Origin of the sequence: Natronoglycomyces albus (genome assembly GCF_016925535.1) — a bacterium.
Taxonomy (GTDB): Bacteria; Actinomycetota; Actinomycetes; order Mycobacteriales; family Micromonosporaceae; genus Natronoglycomyces; species Natronoglycomyces albus.
Genome location: NZ_CP070496.1, coordinates 2,135,589 through 2,154,242, shown reverse-complemented (window position 1 = coordinate 2,154,242; position 18,654 = coordinate 2,135,589). Strand labels below are relative to the sequence as shown.

Annotated in this window: 16 protein-coding genes; 10 read left to right on the top strand and 6 right to left on the bottom strand. The window is 63.0% G+C overall.

Annotation, left to right across the window (positions count from 1 at the left end):
* Positions 1 to 6: 6 nt before the first annotated feature.
* Entirely contained in the window at positions 7 to 840 is an 834-nt protein-coding gene (locus tag JQS30_RS09145; RefSeq protein WP_213169985.1) for an MBL fold metallo-hydrolase, read from the bottom strand.
* 144 nt (positions 841 to 984) lie between these two features.
* Here JQS30_RS09145 and JQS30_RS09140 point away from each other — a divergent pair, with 144 nt between their 5' ends.
* Entirely contained in the window at positions 985 to 1,749 is a 765-nt protein-coding gene (locus JQS30_RS09140) for a 4'-phosphopantetheinyl transferase family protein (protein ID WP_213169984.1), read from the top strand.
* A 130-nt stretch (positions 1,750 to 1,879) separates the two neighbouring features.
* Here the strand turns inward: JQS30_RS09140 and JQS30_RS09135 are convergent, their stop codons facing one another.
* Entirely contained in the window at positions 1,880 to 2,167 is a 288-nt protein-coding gene (locus JQS30_RS09135; protein ID WP_213169983.1) for a DUF2218 domain-containing protein, read from the bottom strand.
* Positions 2,168 to 2,171: 4 nt separating this feature from the next.
* Positions 2,172 to 3,119 carry an ABC transporter substrate-binding protein gene (locus JQS30_RS09130; protein ID WP_213169982.1) on the bottom strand — a complete coding sequence of 316 codons (948 nt, stop codon included), beginning with the start codon at positions 3,117 to 3,119 and terminating at the stop codon, positions 2,172 to 2,174.
* A 171-nt stretch (positions 3,120 to 3,290) separates the two neighbouring features.
* Between JQS30_RS09130 and JQS30_RS09125 the strand changes: the two genes are divergently transcribed.
* From JQS30_RS09125 to JQS30_RS09085, 9 genes are all read left to right on the top strand, one after another.
* Positions 3,291 to 4,367 carry a FecCD family ABC transporter permease gene (locus tag JQS30_RS09125; RefSeq protein WP_213169981.1) on the top strand — a complete coding sequence of 359 codons (1,077 nt, stop codon included), beginning with the start codon at positions 3,291 to 3,293 and terminating at the stop codon, positions 4,365 to 4,367.
* Complete coding sequence (locus JQS30_RS09120; protein ID WP_246497835.1) at positions 4,368 to 5,438, top strand: FecCD family ABC transporter permease; 1,071 nt, start codon at positions 4,368 to 4,370, stop codon at positions 5,436 to 5,438.
* A gap of 4 nt (positions 5,439 to 5,442) precedes the next feature.
* Positions 5,443 to 6,210, top strand: a complete 768-nt coding sequence (locus JQS30_RS09115) for an ABC transporter ATP-binding protein (protein WP_213169980.1) — start codon at positions 5,443 to 5,445, stop codon at positions 6,208 to 6,210.
* Positions 6,211 to 6,287: 77 nt separating this feature from the next.
* Positions 6,288 to 7,031 carry an SDR family oxidoreductase gene (locus JQS30_RS09110; RefSeq protein ID WP_213169979.1) on the top strand — a complete coding sequence of 248 codons (744 nt, stop codon included), beginning with the start codon at positions 6,288 to 6,290 and terminating at the stop codon, positions 7,029 to 7,031.
* 140 nt (positions 7,032 to 7,171) lie between these two features.
* Positions 7,172 to 8,323, top strand: coding sequence for an isochorismate synthase (locus JQS30_RS09105; protein ID WP_213169978.1), 1,152 nt, complete (start codon positions 7,172 to 7,174; stop codon positions 8,321 to 8,323).
* On the top strand, positions 8,292 to 9,854 hold the full coding sequence (locus JQS30_RS09100) for a (2,3-dihydroxybenzoyl)adenylate synthase (protein WP_213169977.1): 1,563 nt from the start codon (positions 8,292 to 8,294) through the stop codon (positions 9,852 to 9,854). Before JQS30_RS09105 ends, JQS30_RS09100 begins: the two co-directional genes overlap by 32 nt.
* Positions 9,851 to 10,669 (top strand): isochorismatase family protein, encoded by an 819-nt coding sequence (locus JQS30_RS09095; protein ID WP_213169976.1) that lies wholly within the window; start codon positions 9,851 to 9,853, stop codon positions 10,667 to 10,669. The genes JQS30_RS09100 and JQS30_RS09095 overlap by 4 nt, the downstream gene beginning before the upstream one ends.
* The gene (locus JQS30_RS09090) at positions 10,669 to 11,712 is read left to right on the top strand and encodes a 3-deoxy-7-phosphoheptulonate synthase (RefSeq protein ID WP_213169975.1); all 1,044 of its coding nucleotides are present in this window, start codon (positions 10,669 to 10,671) and stop codon (positions 11,710 to 11,712) included. Before JQS30_RS09095 ends, JQS30_RS09090 begins: the two co-directional genes overlap by 1 nt.
* 48 nt (positions 11,713 to 11,760) lie before the next feature.
* Positions 11,761 to 15,714, top strand: a complete 3,954-nt coding sequence (locus JQS30_RS09085; RefSeq protein ID WP_213169974.1) for an AMP-binding protein — start codon at positions 11,761 to 11,763, stop codon at positions 15,712 to 15,714.
* 261 nt (positions 15,715 to 15,975) lie between these two features.
* On the opposite strand, the gene JQS30_RS09080 is transcribed toward JQS30_RS09085, so the two are convergent.
* From JQS30_RS09080 to JQS30_RS09070, 3 genes are read right to left on the bottom strand one after another with little or no spacing between them, the layout of a single operon-like run.
* Positions 15,976 to 16,767, bottom strand: coding sequence for an ABC transporter permease (locus JQS30_RS09080; protein WP_213169973.1), 792 nt, complete (start codon positions 16,765 to 16,767; stop codon positions 15,976 to 15,978).
* Entirely contained in the window at positions 16,764 to 17,579 is an 816-nt protein-coding gene (locus JQS30_RS09075; RefSeq protein ID WP_213169972.1) for an ABC transporter permease, read from the bottom strand. The genes JQS30_RS09080 and JQS30_RS09075 overlap by 4 nt, the downstream gene beginning before the upstream one ends.
* Positions 17,576 to 18,538 (bottom strand): ABC transporter ATP-binding protein, encoded by a 963-nt coding sequence (locus tag JQS30_RS09070; protein ID WP_213169971.1) that lies wholly within the window; start codon positions 18,536 to 18,538, stop codon positions 17,576 to 17,578. Before JQS30_RS09070 ends, JQS30_RS09075 begins: the two co-directional genes overlap by 4 nt.
* Between the last annotated feature and the right edge of the window lie 116 nt (positions 18,539 to 18,654).

Genomic DNA, 18,654 nt, shown 5'->3' with positions numbered 1-18,654 from the left:
TGACTCCTAGTCGAGTCGGCTGAGCGCCTGGCGCAAAGTCGGCTCGTCCCAGGGACTCGCAGGGATGGCCTCTTCCACCGAGAGGAGGCCATCCCTAATCTGTTCGCAGAGATCGCCGATGCGTTTAAGGTCCGACTGCTGGGCGAGGGCCCAGGCAAGATCCGTCGGTTCGCCATGGCCGGGGACCACGATGGTCGGTCTACTTCGCAGTGTTGAGGCGACGGTGGCAGGCCACTCGTGAACGAAGGCGTCCCCGAACTGTGGGGGAGCACCGTTTTCGACCAGGTCTCCTACGAACACGACGCTGGTCGCTGAAGTGTTGCTCATCCGTTCGCCCATCGGCGGTACTTCGACGATGAGGTCACAGGCGGTATGCCCACGCCCAGGGTGTCGCAAGGTGACGGTGCGGCCGCCAAGATCTAGGTGGGTGTCCTCGGTGAGGAGTCGATCCGGGACGACCAACGGGGTCTCTCGCAGCGCCGCAGCCAGGTCCGGGCGCTCTTGCCTGTCGAAGTTGGCGGCCCAATGCGTGCGTGCGATTTCGGCGGAGACGGTGAATGCCTCGGCTGAAGCGGCGGCCCAGACCGCCTGGACATCGCTGAAGGCGGCCGTGCCGAAGAAGTGGTCGAAGTGGTCATGCGTATAGGCCACCTGCCAGGGCAAATCGGTGATGTTGCGGATCTCCTCGGCCAGTTGCCGACCGTCGTTGAGGTCGCATCCGGTGTCGATCACCAGACAACGTTCATTGCCCACCACTAGGCCTAGGTTGAGGTCGAGCCGATGCCAGCGCCGTACCCACACGCCGGGGGCGAGGCTGCGCCACGGATTGTCCTTTTCCATGCACGTAGCTTAACGAAGTACGAGAGCATGGTCGCTTTTGACGGCCTGAAAATGCCGCTACTGTCCACCGTGTGGCAGGCAAGCTGTGGGGCAATGTGGCCCCGCTGTGGAACCACCTAGGCTCGGCCCATCTAGGTTAGGGTCATGGACGTGCGAACAGATGTCGACCGTGATGGTTCCACGGTGGTTGACGCCTCGGGGTACTCGGCGACGTGCACCGTTTGGTGGGGCCAGCCTGATCAAGCCCAGCGCCATCATTTCGACTTGCTTAATCCCGAGGAACGGGGGCGGGCCCGGGCCTACCGTCAACCGGTGGACCAGAATCGTTTCATCGTAGGTTGCGTCATGACTCGCTTGGCGTTGGCGCGGCTACTGGGGAAACATCCGGTAGATGTCGCGCTGAGTCGGCACTGCGACGATTGTGAGCGTCCCCATGGGCGGCCGCGCGTTCCAGGCGATACGTGGCACATTTCGGTCTCTCATGCGGGAGATCTGGTTGGGGTGGCGTTGACGCAGGCCGGTCCCATTGGTCTCGATGTGGAGCCGACGAGCCAGAGGGTGCCGGAGGTCGATGAGTTGGTGCTCACCGAAGGGGAACGTAGAACCTTGCGCTCGTTGCCAGAATCCCAGTACGATAGCGGATTTTTGCGATATTGGGTGCGCAAAGAGGCGGTCTTGAAGGCGGCGGGAGTGGGGCTGCGAGTGGCGATGACGGATATTTCGGTCACCGGTCCCGATCAAAGTGCCGCTCTCTTGCGTTATCAAGATGCGCCAGGGCCCATGCTGATGCGTGATGTGAGTGCCCGTACCGGTCACCTCGCGACCGTCGCTGTCGTGACCGATCGGTCGGCATTGGCGGTTGTCGAACGTGATGGCAGTGAATTGTTGGCCTCGCCCGCCCATCGTTGACGCTAGCGCCTAGGGCGCATGCTGCGTGTCCATTGACTTGTTTACCTGGGTAAACTTGCGACCTTGTGTCAGCGCTTTTGTCGTTGGTTGGTGGCGATGCGCGGGCGAGGCGGCGTGGTTCGACGTCGCCTCAGTCGCGTTTCCAGTTGACGGCTAGGCCATCCTTCTTGCCGAAACGCTCCAAGTGGTCACCGACGACGAACTCAAGCTTGTCGAGCTGGTCGAGGTCCCCGGCGGTGAGATCCAGGACGAGAGCCCCTTGTTCGACAAGGAATTCACAGACACCGAATTCGAAGTCGGTGCGGCCCTTTTCTTCGTCAAAAGTTGAGTTCGCCTTGCGGTCGAAGTGACTGCATAGCTGTTTGAGGTAACGCGCGGGTCGATCGGTGTCCACGCGGGCGTGCGAAGTGAACGTCATGTGTTTACCCTCCCAAGTGTTGGGCGATTTCGGTGGTGATCTGTTCGGCGGCGATGGGCCCGCCGCGCGAGGTCCACAGTGTGCCGTCGACTTCGATGAATCGGTCGTTGTCCACAACGTCGAGTTGGGCAAAGGCGGGGGTGTTTCGGGCCTCTTGTAGCGCTTCGTCACTGCCTGGAACGAGGGTGCCGACGAAGAGCCAGTCAGCATCGATCTGGGAGAGGTTTTCGAGGCTGAGCGGGTCGGAGTGTGAGAATCCGTCAATGTGCTGGGTTTCGGGGCGGTTGAGCCCCAAGTCTTGAATAACCAGACTCGCGAAGGCGCCTTCGTGCATGATGGACGGCCCATCGGGGCTCCATCGAATGAGGCTGACCTCGGCTCCAGCCTCATCACCGAGCCCGGCGGCAACGGTGTCGGCGGTTTCTTGGTACTCCTGGAGCCACGCTTGAGCCGCGTCGGTGGCGTTGAGCGCCTCGGCTGTGCCTAGGAACGCACTCTTCCAGTCGGCGTCAAGTTCGTAGGTCACGACTGTGGCAGGAACTAGCTCCCGTACCTGGTCGAGAACTTCTTGGTCGTGAGAGGCGCCGAAGAGCACGAGGTCGGGTTCGAGTTCTAGGACCGAGTCCAGGGAAATCTCTCCGATGTTGCCGACGATGTCGATGTCGGCGGCGTCCTCCAGGTAGGCGGGGGGTGTGTTTTGGCCGCGCCCGTTGACGGTCCCGATAGGTTTCAAGTCCAGCGCGAGCATCGCGTCGAGATCTTGTTCGGAAAGCGCCACGACTCGTTCGGGGTTGGTGGGTACGTCAACCTCGGTGCCTTGCGCGTCGGTGATGGTGCGCGTATCGGCTTCAACGCTGGAGTTGTCGTCGCCGTTGTCGGACCCACATGCGGAGAGGGCGAGAATCCCCACCGCCGTGACCGAGAACACTCGGCTCGTCATTGACCAGGACATAGGTACATCTCTCTTTTCTGACAGGGTCGAGCCCGGCGCGAATGTGGTGACAGCCGTTGCGGTGCAAGCGAAAATGCTGGCAGTATTACCGCCTACATGCTCAGGAGTGAATCTGAGAACGTCTGTGGTGGGCGACCGGGCCCGCTGATTTCGTTAGGTTAGCCTAGCCTAATGAAAAATGCATCGGCAACTCTGCCGCCGAAGCAGCCAACGCGCACACCCCTGAAGAAGCGTTCAGCCATGTCAGTGTGGGTGCCGCTGTTGAGCCTGGCGTTCCTCCTAGCCGCATCCATGGTCATCGGCGGTGGTGAACACGGAATCTGGCAGTCAGCGAAGTTCCTGCTCGGCAACGCAGAGGCCCGCGCCAACGACCACCTCCATATGGTGATGACCACTCTGCGCCTGCCGCGCACCCTAGTAGCTCTTAGCGCGGGCGCGGCATTGGGCATCGCCGGATGCCTCCTCCAATCGATCACGCGTAACCCACTGGCTGACCCCGGGCTCATGGGCGTCAACGCCGGAGCCGCTTTGGGAGTCGTCGCGCTCATCAGCCTCTTCGGAGTTGATTCCTCCTCCGCCTCCATCGTCGCGGCGCTACTAGGAGCTCTCGGAGCCTCACTTATCGTTGTGGCGATCGCCTCATCGACCAAGAACAAACTCACCCCGTTGCATTTGGTCTTGGCCGGAGTCGCGCTAGCGGCCACCTTCCGCGGCGCGACCTCGTTCCTATTGACCTCCTCGGACGTCTCCTACGATCGTTACCGCTACTGGATCTTGGGCTCGCTATCGGGAATATCCACCGGGGAATTTCTGGCCGTGCTCCCGATCTTCGCCCTCGGCATCGCCTTGGCGTTGATATTCGCTCGGCCCACCGGGGCACTAGCTCTGGGAGACGACGTCGCCACCGCATTGGGGCACCGGCCCGCCACCACCCGGGTGGTGGCGATCATGGCTGTCACCTGTCTGGCCGGTGCCGCCGTGGCCTTGTGCGGTCCGATCGCGTTCTTGGGGTTGCTGGCCGCCTTCGTCGCACGCCGCATCGAGCCGGAAAAGTTCAGTGTGCAACTGCTGTTGGCCGGATGGATCGGCGGATGCGTGTTGATCCTGGCCGATATCGGGGCCCGCGTGATTATTCGCCCCTATGAGGCCCCGGCTGGAGTCATCCTCGCCGTTATCGGCGGGCCGTTGCTCATTGTGATCGCTCGTTCGCGCGGCATGATGACCCTGCGTCGACCTGGAGGACACTGAATGACGCATCCTATGCCTGAACTGAGCACCGGGCTAAATCGCCACCACTTGCATCCGGACGTGTGGACTGTGCGGGCTGGTTCGTATTCTTTCCTCGTTTCCAAACGCGCCAGTGCCGCTGTGGTTGGCCTGGGGCTACTCTTGTTCGTCTCGGCATGCTTGTCAGTGGCGGTGGGTTCCGGTGAGACCACGGGTTTCACGGCTGTGAAAGCCCTCTTCGGCGAAGGCACACAAGTCCAGACACAGATTGTGCAGGTATTGCGACTACCGCGATTCGCAGCGGGCGCTGCTGCTGGAGCCGCGCTCGGGGTCGCGGGCTGTTTGATTCAAACATTGGCGCGCAACCGGCTTGCCACCCCCGACATCATCGGCGTTAACGACGGGGCTGTGGCTGGCGTGTTGCTTGTCGCGATTGCTTCCTCCGCGGCGGCAATTGGCGCCTGGTGGGCTGGCCCAGCGGGGGCCGCAGTCGCCGCCGCGATTGTGGTGGCGGCCGCGGGAAGTATGGGCACCACGGGGTACCGCGTCCTCGTAGTCGGCATCGGGGTGGCCGTCATGCTCGATTCGCTGGTGCAGCTGACTCTGGCTCGCCAAGACCTTGATGCCGCCCGTAGCCTCTACACCTGGTCTTTGGGCTATCTCAACGGCAGGGACTATTCATCGGCCCTGCCAGTGGCAATCGGTCTGGCGGTGCTGTTGCCCGTGGCCTTGGCGGTGGCACGCCGGTTGAACCTGTCCCGGCTGGGGGAGGAGGTGCCAACAACCCTGGGGGTTCCCCTGAATCGGGTCCGCTTCGCCGCCTTGATCGTGGCAGTCGGTTTGGCGGGCCTGGGAGTCGGCGTGGGAGGCCCGATTGCCTTTATCGCCTTGGCCGCCCCCATCATCGCCAGCCGCCTAGCCGGGCCGCGTGGAGTACCGCTGTTGGTGTCCGCGCTGAGTGGGGCGGCTCTGGTGACGCTATGCGACACACTCGGTCGGGTCGTGGGGGCCGCAGAGGTGCCCGTTGGCGTCCTAACCAGTCTGTTGGGCGGTCCGTTCTTGTTGTGGGTCTTGTTGACGCGAAAGGTCTGAAGTGGTGGAACTGGAAGTAGTCGATGTGGTGGCCTCCTTTCCCGGGGTGCCAGCGGTGCGGGGCGTGAGTCTGGAGGTGCCCGAGGGTTCGATCGTGGCCATTGTGGGGCCCAACGGTTGTGGAAAGTCCACATTGTTGAAGACGATCGCCCGCTTGCACAAGCCTGACTCCGGCAGGATTCTCATGCGAGGCGACGACGTGTGGTCGCTCAAGCCACGAGAAGTGGCCCACCGGATCGCGCTCTTGCCGCAATCCCCCTTGGCCCCCGAGGCGATAACGGTGCGGCACTTGATCTCATTTGGCAGGCATCCCCACCAAGGGCTACTGCGGCAGTGGTCGCAGTCTGATGACGAGGCCGTGTACCGGGCCATGGTCGACACTGGGGTAGTGGCGCTGGCCGATCGCCCGTTGGAGACGCTCTCAGGCGGGCAGCGGCAACGTTGTTGGCTGGCGATGTCCCTGGCGCAAGAGACGCCGCTACTGGCGTTGGACGAGCCCACTAGTGCGCTGGATCTGGGGCATGCCGTGGAGGTGTTGGAGTTGATCAGGGCTGCGGCTGACCATGGCCGCACCGCGATTATGGTCCTCCACGATCTGGTTGCCGCTGCCCGGTATGCCGACATCGTGGTGGCGATGAAGGAGGGGCTCGTCGTTGCCAAAGGGTCCCCAAGTGCTGTTGTCACAACGGATCTGGTGCGCGAACTGTACGAGGTGGAGTCAGATGTGGTCCTCGCCCCATCTGATGGCGTACCGGTTGTCATCCCGAAGTGATTTAGGTTAGCCTAACCTAAGATTCAATGGGGTGGCGCAATCGCCGCACCGCCCTGATTTGATTACTAGGAGGCGCAATGACCGTGCACGAGAACCGCACAGTGGTAATGGTGACCGGGGCGCAATCGGGCATCGGAGCAGCCGTTACCGCCGCGTTTCGCTCGGCCGGGCAGTGCGTGGCGGCCTGCGACCTCGACCCTGAGATTGTGGGGCTGCCACACGGCTATCACGTGGACGTCACCGACTCGGTAGCCGTCGACAACGCGGTCGAGGTCATCGAATCCGAACTTGGGAAGATAGTCACCCTCGTCAATTGCGCGGGCATCCTGCGGCCGGGTTCGCTCTTGGACATGACCGACGCCGATTGGGAAAAGACGCAGGCGGTCAACGCCACTGGTGTCTTCTACGTGACACGCGCCGTGGGCTCTCGAATGGCCCAACGAAAGGCAGGGGCGATCGTCACCGTCGCCTCCAACGCCGCATTGGTCCCACGCATGGACTTGGGAGCGTACGCCGCCAGCAAAGCCGCGGCCGCACACCTGACGCGCTGTTTCGGTCTAGAGCTGGCCGCTCATGGGATTAGATGCAATGTCGTCGCACCCGGTTCGACCGACACACCCATGCTGCAGGACTTGTTGGCCGGAAAAGGTGCCACCTCCCTCATCGAGGGGAACCTATCCCAGCACCGCTTGGGCATCCCCCTCCGGCGCATTGCCACGCCCGATGATATCGCCGACGCGGTGGTCTATCTGGCTTCCGAACAGGCCAGACACATCACCATGCAAGAACTCACCGTCGATGGCGGCGCCTCGTTGCGCTGAGGTGCTCCTCGGCCAACCATCCTCCACTCCTCCCACTGAGCAGGCCTCGGCCGCACTCGATTCCCAGCGGCACAAAGCAGATGCCCTGAGCGGTCATCACCTCGAAACTTCCTCCTTACCCCACCCAACCAGGAGCAACCATGCACCCAGTCGATGGCTATGCGATCGGACAGTCGTTCTTCTTCGGAACAAAGGACGCCTCGCTAGTCGCCACCGGCCACTCCGTGACCTTGCCAGGACGCAGCGGCGACGCCGGGATGCGCGCCCACGCCGTACTGAAATCTCTGGGGCCAAACGAAATCCTGGTCGGGGCAGTGCCGTTCTCCGATACCGCCCAGGCACACCTGGTCGTCCCTGAGTCCTATCAATGGGCCAGTGCCTTGGAAGGCCAGCCACTGGCCGTCACTGGCCCACAATCTGGCGTCGGGGAATGTGTCCCCTCTCCACAAGAGTATGAGAAGTCGGTCGCCGCCGCCCTTGGCAGTATTCATGCCCGACAGCTCGACAAGGTCGTGCTCACCCGCAGCGTCGAGGTGCCACTGCAACGCCCCCTCGACGTTCCCCAGACTCTGCGCATACTGCGCCACCAGCAAAGTGACGGCTATGTGTTCGCTTGCGAGTTGCCCGAGCGACGCACGCTCCTGGGTGCCAGCCCCGAACTGCTGATTTCTCGCAAAGGCGATACCGTGCGGGCTTTGCCGCTGGCTGGCTCCCGGCCGCGTTCAGGTGACCCGCATGTGGACACCACTCGCGGACTCGACCTTATGGAATCCGACAAGGACCGTCGCGAACACGCTTTCGTCGTCGACACCATCGCCACCGCGTTGGCGCCATACTGCCGTGAACTTTCCGTCCCCACCGCTCCCTCCGTGGTCGCAGCCTCCCGCATGCTGCACCTAGGCACCGTCATCACCGGCCGATTGCTACCCGACGCGCCCCCAGCCCTGGCTTTGGCCCACGCCCTGCACCCGACCCCGGCCGTATGCGGCACTCCCACGGCGACCGCCCGTGCCGTCATCGACGACCTCGAAGGCTATGACCGTGGCTTTTACACCGGCATGGTCGGCTGGTCCGACGCGCGTGGCAATGGACAGTGGGCCGTCACCATCCGCTGTGCCGAAGCCACCGCTACCACCGTTCGCCTCTATGCCGGGGCCGGAGTCGTCGAGGGCTCGACGCCAGAGTCCGAATTGGCCGAAACCGACGCCAAACTCGCCACCATGCAAGGCGTACTGAGCCACTACACTGGAAAGGTAGACAATGGACGCTCCATTCACACCGTGGCCGGATGAATTCGCTGACCGATACCGCAAAGATGGCTATTGGTCCGGACTGACCTTTGTCGACCTTCTCGACCAACGGGTCGCATCCCAGCCAGACCAAGTGGCCGCTGTCGACTCCATCCGCACCCTCACCTACGCCCAACTACGCGAAAACGCCCTGCTAGTGGCCTCCGGACTGTACGAGAACGGCCTCCGGCGCGGCGATATCGCCGTCGTCCAAGCTCAGAACACCTGCCAATACCTGATCCTGATGTTCGCACTATTTCGCCTCGGGGTCGTGCCAGTGTGCGCTCTGCCAGCTCACCGCAAGGTCGAGATCGGCTACTTCTGCCGCCACACCGCAGCCGCGGCCTATATCCATCCCGGTGGCGGCGAGTATGAACACATAGCCCGCGAGGTGGGTAATGACGCCGCCCAGATCTTCACCATGACCGACGTGATGGCCATGAGTGGCGACCCCACGAGCCTTCCCGAGCCGCCCACCGCTAGTGAACTGGCTCTTATGCAGCTCAGTGGCGGATCGACTGGCGTACCAAAACTGATTCCCCGCACTCACGACGACTACCTCTACAGCGTGCGAGCGGCCGCCGAGGTGTGCGAACTTGATTCCGAAACCGTGTTCTTGTGCGCATTGCCAACAGCCCACAACTTCCCGCTCTCCTCCCCAGGGGTACTCGGTGCCCTCTACGCCGGAGCCCAAGTCGTCTACGCGGAGGACCCTAGCCCCGAGACAGTCTTCGACCTCATCGACCGCCATCGCGTCACCTTCACTAGCGCGGTGCCAGCGTTGGCGAACATGTGGATGGACGCGGCACAAGCGCGCGGCTGGATGCCCGAGTTCCTGCAAACTCTCCAAGTCGGCGGAGCCGTGTTCGACTCCGAGCGCGCCCGGGAGGTGCCCAAGATCTTGGGGGCCGGACTCCAGCAAGTCTTTGGTATGGCCGAGGGTCTCGTTTGCTACACGCGATTTAGCGACACCGACGAGGTCATTTACCGCACACAGGGACGACCAGCGAGCCCCGCCGACGAGATTCGCATCGTGGATGAGACTGATCAGCCTGTAGCGCTGGGAGAACCCGGTCATCTTCTCACCCGTGGCCCCTACACGATTCGGGGCTACTACCGCGCCGATGACCACAACGCGACCGCTTTCACCACCGATGGCTTCTATCGCACCGGTGACATCGTCCGTCAAAACGCCAGCGGCAACCTAGTGGTGTGCGGCCGTGCCAAAGACCAGGTCAATCGCGGGGGAGAGAAGATCTCCGCGCCCGAGGTCGAACAATGGCTACGTAGCCATCCCGACATTGTGGACGCCGCCGTCATTGGCTTGCCTGATGATCGGCTCGGCCAACGGTCCTGTGCCGTCTGTGTCACCACCAACCCCGACCTCACCGCCAAAGCCGTGCGCGCCTTCGTCCGCCATAGCGGCTTGGCCCACTACAAGATCCCCGACCTGGTGCGGTTCCTCCCAGAACTACCCCACACCGCCATCGGAAAAATCGACAAGAAACTACTCAGAGAAGAGATGAGGCCGTGATTCCTCCCCGCTTGCAGCCCTACCCGTTGCCGATCGCGTCCGAACTTCCCGAACCGAAGCTGTCCTGGGAATTCGATCCCCACCGGGCCGCCCTGCTCATCCACGATATGCAGGAATACTTTCTGGCCTTCTACGGAGAGGCGGGCTACCCGCAGCTGGTGGCCAACATCAACCGCCTACGGTCCCTGGGCCTCCCCACCATCTACACCGCGCAGCCACCGCACCAAACCACGCAGGAACGCGGGCTACTCAGCGACCGGTGGGGGCCGGGGCCTGACCACCGTGTCGCCATTATCGACCCATTGAAACCACACCCGAATGATCACATCATCACCAAACGCCGCTACAGCGCCTACTTCGACAGCGACCTTGCCGAGCACCTGCGTACCCTAGGCCGAGACCAGCTGGTCATCAGCGGTGTATACGCGCATATCGGGATCACCGCCACGGCCCTGGACTCCTTCAGCCTCGGCATCGCCCCGTTTGTCGTCGCCGACGCCATCGCCGACTTCAACCGGGAACGCCACCTAGGCGCCCTTGACCACCTCTGCGCCACCAGTTCGGTTGTCACCACGACTGCCCAACTGGCCGGGCCAGCCCCCCTCCCGAGCGTGGACGACGTGCGTAAAGCCGTGCTGGCGCTGCTGGATGAGCCCGCCGAGGACGATGAGAACCTGATGGACGCGGGCCTCGACTCCATTCGCGTCATGAGCCTCATCGAGACGTGGAAAGCGGCGGGTTTGGAAGTATCCTTCACCGATCTGGCCGCCGACCCCACTATCCGCGGATTCCATTCCAGTTTGGTCGGTGAGTGATGCGCAACGTTCCCACCCTCTCCGAGGCCGGGCAACACCCCGACCTCATCGAAAGAGTCACCTCCCACCGTCGCGCTATCGGCGACATCGTGCAGGGCCGAGACGATCGACTATTGGCCATTGTGGGACCCTGCTCCGCGCACGACCCTCAAGGGATGCACGAATACGCGGCCCGCCTGCGACTCCTAGCCGCCGAGCACTCGGACGAACTGCTGATTGTCGTCCGCGTTTATGTGGAGAAGCCACGCACCCGCCACGGATGGCCGGGCCTGCTACTTGACCCTCAGCTGGATGGAACCGGATCGGCCGTCGAGGGCATCGAGCTGGCCCGCCGCATGTTCGCCGCCATCGCCGCCCTCGACCTGCCCATAGCCAACGAATTCGTCGATCCGTATCTGGCTCCCTACGTGAGTGAATTGGTCTCATGGGCCGCCATCGGCGCGCGAACCGTCGAGTCTCCCGTCCACCGACGCCTCGCCTCGGACCTGCCGATGCCAGTGGGCATGAAGAACCGAGCCGACGGCGCGATCGGACCCGCCATTGACGCGGTCGCAGTCGCGGGCCGCAGTCAACCCATGCTCAACCTGGACGCCAAAGGAGAACTGCGCTCCTATCACTCCGCGGGCAACCCCAACGCCCACCTGGTGCTGCGTGGTGGCGACGATGGACCCAACTACAGCACCGCCCACATTGAACGCTCCCTGCTGGAACTTTCCAGCTCACAGCAGAACCCGCGCTTGGTTATCGATTGTTCACACGGCAATAGCGGGAAAGACCATCGCCGTCAAGGAGCTGTGGTCGAGGCAGTCTGCGAACAAGTGGGTGAGGGCCAAAACGGCATCGCTGGCGTCATGCTCGAATCGTACTTGCGGCCGGGCCGGCAAGCCCTGGGCGAGCCCTTGGAATACGGGGTCAGCGTGACCGACGCCTGCATCGACATCGATGAGACCTCTCACCGGCTCGCTCAGCTCGCCAAAGCCGTCATCGCCCGCCGCTACGCCACCGAAGCCAGACCAAGGCACATCACCTCGGTGTCCTCCTGAACCACGTCCCCAACGCCGTAGCCACATCAGCCCTGCGAAGGACCGACCATGACCAGCGACGACTACGCCTCGACGGTGAGAGCGACCAACGTGCCCCCAACGCAATTGCCACTGACATCGGCAGCGGAGGGCATCTATCGCGGCCAGAAGCTCGACCCCGCCTACCCCGGATATTGGACAGCGGTAGCCTGCGAAATCATCGGGCCGGTCGATCGCAGCCGGCTGCGCGACTGCATCAACGCGACGATGCGCGAAGCGACCGCCTTCCACACGCGGTTTGTCGAGACCGCCGATGGCGAAGCTCATCAGATCATCGACCAGGCCGCTGACTGGCAGCTGGAACACGTCGACCTCGGCGAACACGTGGACCTGTGGGCCGCCGCCGAACCCTTCATGCGCCAGTGGCGGTCCACCGCCGCCGATGTGGCCAACGGTCCACTATTTCGGACCGCCTTGTTCACCGGAGGTGGCAAAGCGCTGTGGTACCTCCAGGCACACCACCTGGTATCGGACGGATACGGCTACTCAATGCTTTACGCCCAGGTCAGCCGCCGCTACCGCGACGCCATGCGTACCCGCGATGGCTTTGGAGACCTGGAGACACTCCTGCGAGCCGACCAGGCCTACCAGGCCAGCCCCGAGCGCGAATCCGACCGCGAATACTGGCTGCGCCTACTCGACGATGCGACAGCGACCGGCTTCAGCGACACCATTGGCTTCCCTCGGGCCGAGCCGCTACTTCACCGCATCACGTTGCCGCCCAACGCGCTGGCCGAAAGCGGTGGAGCCTGGCCGCATCGTTTGCTAGCCGCAGTGGCAGCCGCACTGCATCGGCGGCGGGGCACCCAGCGCCCGGTCATCGGATTGCCGGTATCAGGACGCACGGGGCCCGCCGCTCGCACACCGGGGATGGTCATGAACATCGTCCCCATACCCGTCGACATCCGGGCGAAAGCCAGCGTGCAAGACCTGACCGATCAGGTGTCCGCGACCATCAAAGCCAGTAGGCCGCACCTGCGATACCGCTATGAGTGGCTGCGGCGGGACCTGGGCCTGTCTCCGAGCCGCCAGAGACTCTTCGCCCCCGTCGTGAACGTCATACCGTTTTTCGACCCTCCCCAGATTCCCGGCTGCGAGGTGCGCCTCCACCCGATCACAGCCGGTCCCGTGGACGATTTGTCGATCACCGCCCATGGTCCGCACGCGTTGACGATGGAGGCGAACCCGGACTGTTACCGCCCCGAGGATCTGCCCGGCATCGCTGAGGACATCATTACGATGCTCACCCAGCGCTCCACACCGGTGGGACAATGGCGCGAACTCGCCGCCACTCCGGCCCCGAAGACTGTGACGATGACCGAACGGCTGGACCGTCATGTCGCCACCGCTCCCGACGCCGTTGCCCTCATCGATGGGCAACAGCGGCTCACCTACCGTGACCTGCAACAGCGAGCGGAGGAAGTGGCCGGGGCGCTCATCGAACAGGGGGCCCGCCCGGGGGAGCTAGTGGCATTGGACCTGCCACGGGGCGCCGAGGCCATTGTCGCGATACTCGCGGTGCACTATGCGGGCCTAGCCTATGTGCCGCTTGACCCAGGGGCCTCACCTGAGCGGCGGGACGCCATTATCGCCTCGGCCGTGCCGCGCATGCGGTTGAGTTCACCGTTGCCCACCGGCACTCCGCAGCGTGCGCCAGCTAGAGCTGAGAACGACGCCTATGTCATCTTCACGTCGGGTTCGACTGGAGACCCCAAGGGGGTCCGCGTCTCACATGCGGCTCGCGACTTCTTCGTCTCCTCCGCCCTGGAACGATACGGCTTCTCCGCTCAAGACCGGGTGCTTCAGTTTGCGCCGTTGCACTTTGACGCCCACGTCGAAGAGGTGTTCGTGACGCTGGCCGCCGGAGGCTGCCTGGTCCTTCGCGACGAGTCAGCCACCGAATCCCTACGGGCCTTCATGGAATTCGTGCACCGCAATTCCATCTCGATTCTTGACTTGCCGACCGCCTACTGGCACGAACTCACGCTGGCCCTTCACACGGGCCAGATCAGCTTGCCGCCCACTGTGCATACCGTCATCATTGGCGGCGAGGCCGCCGCCACCGAACGTCTGGCTCAGTGGCATGCGGTCATAGGCTCTCAAGTGAGACTTATCAACACCTACGGGCCCACTGAAGCCACAGTCGTATGTGTGGCCGCCGACCTTCGCCCGCATGAACCTCTGCGACTTGGCACACCTTTGCCCGGAGTCGCCGCCGCTGTGGGGCCCGGGAACGAGCTCTACATCGCGGGCCCTGGACTAGCCAGCGGATACCTCGGCACAACCGCATCCCTGAGTGTGCCCGTTGCCGGACGGCAGTGGTATCGCACCGGAGACGTTGTGACTGTGCACGAAGACCAGACCTTGTCGTACGTGGGCCGAAGCGACGACGAGGTGAAGATCTCGGGCCATCGCGTCCACCCGCTCGAAGTTGAAAGTGTGCTCTTGCGGCACCCCGATGTAGCCGAGGCAGCCGTCCTAGTTGACCAAACGACCGCCCCTTTGCGGCTTGTCGCCTTCGTCAGCGGCGATATCGACGCCGAAGCATTGCACGATCACGCCCGCGCCCACCTAGTCGAGGCCGCCCGCCCCAGCCATGTCGTCCGCCTGGACCGAATACCGCGTACCTCCAGCGGCAAACTCGACTACCGTTCGCTGGCCATTCCCGCCGGCCCTAGCGACATCGAGGCCGCCACCGCGACCGAACAGATCGTCATCGACATCTTCACCGCCGTCCTCGGGGCGGCCCCTCCTCGGCGAGATGCCGACTTCTTCCATCACGGCGGTTCCTCCCTCAAAGCCGTAGCCGTCGCCTCCCGTCTCAGCGCTAAGCTAGGCCGCGACATCACCGCCTCGACCGTATTCGCCGCCCCGACCATCGCCGGACTCGCAGCCCAAATTGACGGCGACGCCACCGGCGAGGAATGGGACCTAGCCACAGACACCGCCTGGAAGCCCATCGACATCCGCGCCCCCCAAGGGACCAGCATTGCTGTCACCGGTGGCACCGGGTTCGTCGGCTCTTGGCTTATCGCCCACCTGTTGCGCACCACCGACCGGCACATTCACTGCCTAGGACGAGGTACCCGAAAGCGGCTGGAATCCGCCGTCCTCGCCGCCGGAGCCGACCCATCCCAGCTAGGTCGCCTTCACATTCTGGAGAGCCAACTCGACCGCGACGATCTGGGACTAGACGCCACCGGCCGCGCCATGTTTACGCAGGTGGGGACTATCATCCACTGTGCGGCTGAAGTCAGCCTCGGGCGAGGCTACTCCAGCCTGCGCCGCGTCAATACGTTGGCGGTGGGCCAGCTGCTGCGGATCGCCGCCGAAAGTGGCACCGCATTCCACCATGTCTCCACTGTGGCGCTCGGGGTTGGCCGCGAGCTACCCGAAGACTTTGTGCCACACCACGATGGGCTGACCGACGGCTACCAACACAGCAAGTGGGCGGCCGAAGAGCTGCTCCGGCAAGCTGGCGAGTCCGGGCTATCTGTGGCCTGTTACCGGCTGGGGCGTGTCGTCCCACCCTCAGGCACCGACGTCACCAACTCCGGTGACCTCGTCAGTCAAATCGACGCCGTAGGCCAAGCGATGGGCTCACTTCCTGATCTGCCCATTCGGGAACCCTGGATAGAGGTCGACGTCGCGGCACGCAATATAGCGGCACTGGCAATGAGAGGAGCACGTGGAGTGTGGAATCTGACCGTCGGTGAACCGGTAGACCTGTCGACTAGGTGGAAGGAAATGGCCGCGCGCATTGGTGCTGAATTCCTTCCGATGCCACTGTGGCGGGAACGTCTCGAGGCCAACGACTCCGCACAGGCGCAGGCACTACACGCCTTCTTCGCTCAACACCAGGCGCCTAGCGTCCCCGCAGAGCCCACAATCCACAATGATCGATTCGCTGAGTGGCTGAAAAGCGAATCGAACTCCTCGCCGCTGACACCTACTAGTCCATAGGTGCTCTAACGCGAGGTGGGCCGGGCAGAGTCAATAGTTGACACCCTCTGCCCGGCCCTTCCCTCTCTCTAGCGATAGCGACCTTAGTCCTCTTCATCGTCGAATGCGTCCCCATCGCAGCCTGGTGACTACCCGCATGACCCCGGGTAAGCACTGCCTGCAATGCGCTGGGGCACACCGTGAGAAGAGCTAGTCGTCCACCGCAGAGGCGGGGTTCTTGGTTTCCCGTCCAAGTCCGTACTTCTGTGTGCGGCCAACCGGCTAATCCCCGAACTCGATGTTGCCGCTCTTACGACCAGAGGCAGCCAGCAACCAGAACGACCACATCGCCACGGAAGCCCAACACAGCCCTATAAGAAGGGCGTATACCGCGTGGGTGAGAACTTCTGAGGCGGGAGCCGACTCCAGTGCCGCGCGGATGGCGGTCAGGCCGTGGGTGCCGGGGAAGAGATGCGCGACCCATTGCACAGCGGTGGGCCAGAATGTCACCGGCACCATAAACCCGCCGATTGCCATGAGGACAAGGCCGACGACGTTGCTGATCACGTTGCGGTGCGCGTAAAATCGCAACGCTAGCGAACCGGTCGTCAGCGCTAGTCCATAGGTCGTCAGCGCTACCACAAACAGCAGCGGCACCACGATAAACGCCTGGGTGAGGCTGATATGGATTCCGAACATCGGTGCGGTGATGAGTAGTGCCAGTGACGACGATGCCGTCCCCGTGGCAACCCAATACCAGCTACGACCGGCGAAGACGAGGACCAGACCCGCCGGGGCGGCCGTGAGCAGCGGCAACGTGCCAGCAACTCTTTCCCACGTCGTGGAGGCGGTGGTCATCATCGGCTCAAGCACGGCAATGAATACCGCCGCGCCGATGAGAATGTATCGGGTGCGTTCGTGGTCTCCCAAGAGCGTGCCCAGCATGCTGTAGAAGGCCACTTGCGCTAGGACGCGCACCATCCAACCGGTCGCCCACGAGGTGGGGGTGTAGACGAGTTTGAAATCAGCCGAGCCCGATGACATGGACTGGCCCAGAATCGCGAGTCTGTTCATGCGAAGTTGACCTTTCCCGTGCGACGGATGCGCACCAACAGCCGGTGCATGAGCCACATTCCCAGGGCATACATGAGGGCGCTGAGCCCGACGATGGCGCCCAGCCGAAAGAGAGCATCCTCAACGGGCGTCGCCGTCAGCGAGTCGCGGAGAAGATCGGTGGCCCACGACAAGAAGAACGCGTTGCTAATCGGATGTAGAAACCCAGGCAGGAACGAAGCTGGCACCAACACGCCGCCCAGCAAGAACAGCGGGAAGGAGATCGAGTTTTGGAAGCTGCGCACTGATCGGCCGACCACAAAGGCCGCCGCCATGACCACCCCGGTCGACGCGACCCCCAAGGAGAGCGCCATCAATGTCACCGCGAACAACAGTGGATGACCAATGGAGACGAATTCGCCGAACATCAATGCTCCCACCAACCAACACTCCAGCACGGCGATCAAACTCAGGACAGTGATGGCTCCGACGCGGCCCAAGACCACCCAGGACAGTGACACCGGAGTGGCCATGATGGCTTCCAGAACCCCCGACTGACGGTCACGGGAAATGATTTCGCCAGATTCGAAGAGCGCCATACTGAAAATCGCCATGATCGCAGGCGCGACCACCGCGTAGGCGGCAAGGTCGGTACGCCCGCTATGTTGAATAACAGCCATGAGCGACACCGCGAACAGCGGAGCCGTGATCAACGAGAACAGGTTCGAGGTGTCTTTGCGAATCAATGCCACCTGGAACCCGATGGCGGCGAAGAACCCCGGGGCGAACGCGACACTTCCAGGAGACTCAGGTCTTTGATAGGTGGCATTCACTGGGCCACCTGCATTCCCCGATCGCCGATGAGGTGCAAATAGACCTCCTCCAAACTGGGGGAGTCGGTCGAAATGTCGCTGATTCCGGCATCGATGAGAGCCCGCAACACCCGATGTGACGCCCCATCCTCACTAGTTTCGGCAATGAGGACGTCGTTGCCGGGCCGCCGCACCTGAGCCACCCCCGGCAAAGCCTCCACCTGCGCGGCCAGATCGGCATTCACACCGCCGGCCCTGACTCGTTCAAACCGGCTCAACATCTGCCCCAGCGAACGGGGACTTTCCCGAGTCACCAGCCTCCCGTTATCGATGAAGGACACCTGATCACACAATGCCTCGGCCTCGGCCATGTCATGCGTTGTCAGCAGCACCGCCTTATGTTCGGCCCTGAGCTGCTCAACGAGGTCACGGAACTCGTGTGCCGAAACCGGGTCCATACCCACCGTCGGCTCATCCAGGATCACGACCTTGGGATCTCCAATGAGGCCGCGCGCCAGATGCAGGCGCTGTTTCATACCCCGGGAGAACGTCTCCACCGGATCGTCTCCCCGCTGGGTCAGGCCCACCCGCTCCAACAACGACTCCGTACGTTGGTGGGCTTCCCGGCGGCGCAGCCCATACAAGGCCGCCCAGAATCGCAGATTTCGGCGGGGGCTCATACGGGCGTACAGCCCCTTCTCGCCGCCGAAAACAATGCCGATCAAAGGTCGCACGGACTTCGCTTCGGTCACGACGTCGTACCCGTGGATGCGAGCTTCCCCGGACGTGGGGAGCAACACAGTGGAGAGGATTTTGCACAAAGTCGTCTTACCCGCGCCATTTGGTCCCAAGAGCCCATGAACCTCCCCGGGCTCCACGCAGATATCCAGCGATTCGAGAGCCACCCGGTCAGGCTTTCCCTTGACAGTGAATGAGCGCGTCAAAGCCTGCGCTTCGACGGCCAGATGTGAATGTGTCATGCCTACAAGCTTTGTCTGATGCGACCGCCCCAGCAATACGTACTTATACGTAGTACCGCTACGTAAGTATCCTCCGCAAAGCCGCCACCAGTGACATCTGCGCAGTTCAATGGCGC

Excerpts from the sequence above, each read along its gene's own strand:
- JQS30_RS09145 (WP_213169985.1), bottom strand. The coding sequence starts at position 840 with ATGGAAAAGGACAATCCGTGGCGCAGCCTCGCCCCCGGCGTGTGGGTA.
- JQS30_RS09140 (WP_213169984.1), top strand. The coding sequence starts at position 985 with ATGGACGTGCGAACAGATGTCGACCGTGATGGTTCCACGGTGGTTGAC.
- JQS30_RS09135 (WP_213169983.1), bottom strand. The coding sequence starts at position 2,167 with ATGACGTTCACTTCGCACGCCCGCGTGGACACCGATCGACCCGCGCGT.
- JQS30_RS09130 (WP_213169982.1), bottom strand. The coding sequence starts at position 3,119 with ATGTCCTGGTCAATGACGAGCCGAGTGTTCTCGGTCACGGCGGTGGGG.
- JQS30_RS09125 (WP_213169981.1), top strand. The coding sequence starts at position 3,291 with ATGAAAAATGCATCGGCAACTCTGCCGCCGAAGCAGCCAACGCGCACA.
- JQS30_RS09120 (WP_246497835.1), top strand. The coding sequence starts at position 4,368 with ATGACGCATCCTATGCCTGAACTGAGCACCGGGCTAAATCGCCACCAC.
- JQS30_RS09110 (WP_213169979.1), top strand. The coding sequence starts at position 6,288 with ATGACCGTGCACGAGAACCGCACAGTGGTAATGGTGACCGGGGCGCAA.
- JQS30_RS09105 (WP_213169978.1), top strand. The coding sequence starts at position 7,172 with ATGCACCCAGTCGATGGCTATGCGATCGGACAGTCGTTCTTCTTCGGA.
- JQS30_RS09100 (WP_213169977.1), top strand. The coding sequence starts at position 8,292 with ATGGACGCTCCATTCACACCGTGGCCGGATGAATTCGCTGACCGATAC.
- JQS30_RS09090 (WP_213169975.1), top strand. The coding sequence starts at position 10,669 with ATGCGCAACGTTCCCACCCTCTCCGAGGCCGGGCAACACCCCGACCTC.
- JQS30_RS09085 (WP_213169974.1), top strand. The coding sequence starts at position 11,761 with ATGACCAGCGACGACTACGCCTCGACGGTGAGAGCGACCAACGTGCCC.
- JQS30_RS09080 (WP_213169973.1), bottom strand. The coding sequence starts at position 16,767 with ATGAACAGACTCGCGATTCTGGGCCAGTCCATGTCATCGGGCTCGGCT.
- JQS30_RS09070 (WP_213169971.1), bottom strand. The coding sequence starts at position 18,538 with ATGACACATTCACATCTGGCCGTCGAAGCGCAGGCTTTGACGCGCTCA.